Source organism: Leptolyngbya sp. FACHB-671, from assembly GCF_014695745.1.
GTDB lineage: Bacteria > Cyanobacteriota > Cyanobacteriia > Elainellales > Elainellaceae > JAAUTN01.
On sequence record NZ_JACJOV010000123.1, the window covers coordinates 1 to 3,546 of the forward strand.

Annotated in this window: 4 protein-coding genes and 1 pseudogene; 2 read left to right on the plus strand and 3 right to left on the minus strand. The window is 45.1% G+C overall.

Going from position 1 to position 3,546, the window contains the following annotated elements:
- Positions 1–510: 510 nt before the first annotated feature.
- A complete protein-coding gene (locus H6F93_RS16060; RefSeq protein WP_199313754.1) occupies positions 511–1,140 on the minus strand; it encodes a hypothetical protein in 630 nt (209 codons plus the stop codon).
- A gap of 377 nt (positions 1,141–1,517) precedes the next feature.
- Here H6F93_RS16060 and H6F93_RS16065 point away from each other — a divergent pair, with 377 nt between their 5' ends.
- Together H6F93_RS16065 and H6F93_RS16070 are read left to right on the plus strand one after the other, a co-directional pair.
- Entirely contained in the window at positions 1,518–1,733 is a 216-nt protein-coding gene (locus tag H6F93_RS16065) for a hypothetical protein (protein WP_190682603.1), read from the plus strand.
- Positions 1,669–2,422, plus strand: a pseudogene (locus H6F93_RS16070) (IS6 family transposase). The gene H6F93_RS16065 and the pseudogene H6F93_RS16070 overlap by 65 nt, the downstream one beginning before the upstream one ends.
- 108 nt (positions 2,423–2,530) lie before the next feature.
- Here H6F93_RS16070 and H6F93_RS16075 read toward each other — a convergent pair.
- Together H6F93_RS16075 and H6F93_RS16080 are read right to left on the minus strand one after the other, a co-directional pair.
- Entirely contained in the window at positions 2,531–2,767 is a 237-nt protein-coding gene (locus H6F93_RS16075) for a response regulator transcription factor (RefSeq protein WP_190682607.1), read from the minus strand.
- 299 nt (positions 2,768–3,066) lie between these two features.
- On the minus strand, positions 3,067–3,444 hold the full coding sequence (locus H6F93_RS16080; RefSeq protein ID WP_190682610.1) for a nuclear transport factor 2 family protein: 378 nt from the start codon (positions 3,442–3,444) through the stop codon (positions 3,067–3,069).
- Positions 3,445–3,546: the final 102 nt, after the last annotated feature.

Below are 3,546 nucleotides of genomic sequence, written 5' to 3' on the forward strand. Positions count from 1 at the left end.
TGTCAGTCAGCATGATTGGAGAATTTCCTGCTCTAGTGGTTTTGAGCAAAGAAACGTACTCCCTGCTCCATGCCTACTAAATTGACTGGGATTCTATTTATTTGCAAGCCCCTAAGCTTGTGCCTTGCTTATCCAGCAGATGCCAGAATAGAGGAATGGCACGCTTGCAAGAAACGAAACTCACCATCAACAAATTATGCTGTTTCCATTGCGTGCGATCAATGAAGAGAGACAACGATTGACCCCGATAAAAATGTTGCTTGAACCAATGTTTGAGAATCGGAAACCACAAGCTTTTGATCTTGAGTTGCGGTAACTGGAGAAACCGTTGTAAATTTCGATGACGGCTTTCATATTGAATTGGTTGAGCCAATAGCGTTGCTAATGGAACTCAGTTGCGCTTGCAGACAAGCTTGATAGAATGAAGGCAACATTTTTAGAATTGTGGGGTAAATTGAATCGATTCACCCTATTTTTTAGTCTTTCAGTAGGCTCTGTCTGCTACCCTGCTTACCTTCCAGCTTCACTGTCATCTCTTGAGAAAGTGCTTAGAACAAGGTCTGTTGTACTACGAGCGGCATGATGCACCATTGTATAGGAACGAGTTTGCTGATGAACCAATGAGTGTTTTTGTGCATAGGTAAGAAGTTCATGCGTCCAGGATTCAAATAGCGCGAAAACTTCATTAACTAAAGAAAGGCAGCGCAGCTGGGTTGCTGGATCTAACGGAATTTCAGCCATTCTCGCGTGGTCGCTGCCTACCGAATGCCCAGACTCCAACGCAAAGTGAAATTCACCGCAGTAGCGCAGTTCAATCCCACGTCGGGTTTCAATTGCCTTTGCTAGGTTAAGCATGGTGCTGAAGAGGACATTTCCGGTTTCCTCGATCGCCTCAATCATGGCGATTCGTTCTACTGCACTTGCTTCTGAAATAAGTGCCGCCAAACGGTAGGTCAGGATGCGATTTTGGCGGGTTTCATCGCTCCAGAGAAACTGCATCCAGGCGGTAGGGCCACACAAATGATCGAAACCGAGCTTTGTAAAATCTTCGAGATACCAGTGCCAGTGATGGTCATCTTCGTAGGTATGGAGGTTGACTTGTTGCTGGTATGGATCAATTGTGGGTTCTTTTCGCAACATATACTTGTTGATATCACCGAAGCTGAGAATAAAGTAGTCAAACGAGTGTCGCGCATATATTGAAATAAGGGCAAATTAGAGTACGCTCGCTTGTTCTCCAAGATTCTCTTCAGTACATCTTTCATAATGATTCTTTTGTCCACATCTTTAGTAGCCATAACTTTTCTCCTGAAAAGTAAGAGTTTGAGCGTGAACTGAGAACAGTTAGATTGAATTTAGTTCTCTCAACTCAGGTTCATTGCTCACCTATTCAGAATAGAAACTGGCGTTGTGTTTGTCTGTTTGAGAAAGTCAGATCAAAAGTCAGAAAAGATCACATTCTAAGTATTACAGTTGTAGATAAGTTGGACTGAGTATGCCTGGTTGTAGGTAAAGCTATGCTGGATAGCCCAAACTTATTTCTGACTGGTACTGCTCTGGAAACCCTTGCTGGGTGGAGTAACCTCCTCAAAACGTTTCAGCAGCGTTTAGGCTCTTACTTTGCTCGTTCTGAGGCTCGTCAAGCGGCTGTGTCGCAAAAACCAGTGAATGATAAGGTGGACAAACCCAATCTTGCTTCCTCTGCCTCTGGTGTCTACTACTTCTCCCTTTAAGTGGCGGCACTTTTTGCCCCAAATCATCCTGCTGAATGTCCGCTGGTACTGCCGCTATGCCTTGAGCTATCGAGACTTAGAGGAAATGATGGCTGAGCGTGGAGTGAACGTGGATCACTCGACAGTCAATCGTTGGGTGTTAAAGTACGCCCCAGAACTGGATAAACGAATTCGACCCCAGCTGAAGCCGACAAACGACTCGTGGAGAACTGACGAGACTTACATCAAAATTAAAGGCAAGTGGAAATATCTGTACCCTTGCCGTGGATTCAGAGGGTAATGCGCTGGACTTCATGCTGAGCGCTAAGCGGGATGGCAAGGCAGCGGCACGCTTCTTTCGCAAGGTGCTCAAAGCCCAGCACACTATGACTCCACGAGTCATTACAGTAGACAAGAATGCCGCTTACCCAGCGGCAATAGAAACGCTAAAGGAAGAAGAGACACTGCCTGGAGCAACAGAATTACGGCAGGTGAAATACCTGAACAACATTGTTGAGCAAGACCATCGATCGATCAAGCGAATTGTGAAACCGATGATGGGATTGAAGACGTTTAACAGCGCGAGAAGCACGTTGAGCGGAATCGAAGCGATGAATATGATTCGCAAAGGGCAAGTGAAAGGCATAGATCGAGGGGATATTGTCTCTCACGTTAGATTTATCGAAACAATCTTTGGAATTGCTGCTTAAGGGAATGCAAACGATACCGATCGGTTGTCCTTAATAAGTTTTTGCGACACAACCGTAAAATTTGCTCTACAACTTCCAGTGCTTCTTCAGAATTCATCATTGCACCTCCTAAATCAGCCCTTGACGTAAAGCAACTACAGCAGCTTGTACACGGTGGTCAACTCCAAGTTTGTTGAAGATACCACGTACATAAGTTTTTATAGTGTTGTGGCTCAGATATAGATGAGCTGCAATTTCAGAATTACTTTGACCTTCCGCTATGAGTTTCAAAACCTCCAATTCACGGCTTGAGAGCCTGTGAGTAGTCTCAAAAGGCACTGAGGAAGAGTATTTTGTCTCTTGCATAAAAACCTCTTAGGTGGTGTTAAAGTTGCTCACTATGAGTTATAAATCAAGTTTTTGCTGATAGCTGTACATTGCAACCTGTGACAGAAGCAAGATGACTCGATACAGAAACATTGCGGTCTGATGCAAAAGGATTGCAATTTGATACAAAAGCGTTGCAGCTTTGTGCAGAAGCGTTGTGACTAGAGCGGCGATCGCTGCCGCGATTTACCCTACCTCAGCGATCACACCACGGACAATATCAAAGTTATACCCTCTAGCTTGCGGTGGATTCAAAAGACGAATCTATGAGCTTCTAATTACGGTACGCTGCTAGTTTCATCCTTGACTTCGAGTTTGATGACGAAAGCTCTTAGTTCGGCCAGCTTGCCGCCGCGAAAGCGCCAGATGTCACAGTACGAGTAATCAGTCGCCTTCCCGTCTTTGTCCTTCAGTGTGATGTCGCCAACTGCCGTGACGAAATCACCTTCAGCGATTAAGTTGGCGACCGTAAACTTTGGCGGCTCTATGTATGTCTCTGCCATATATTGGCGAACAGCTTCTTTTCCGTTCAGGGTCTTGTCCCCTACGAACGTCCATTTCGTGTCGTCGGTGCAGAACGACAAGAATCCTTCATAGTTGCCTGCAGCGTTCGCCGCATTTGCCTCTTCTAAAATGGCTTTGTTTTTCTCTGACATCTGAATCTCTCCTCTGTTCAAAGCAAAAAAGTGGTGTGAGTTATTATGCTGTTGCCCCTCACTGGTTTACTTCTAAGGACTGGTAAACGGCCTACATTGAAC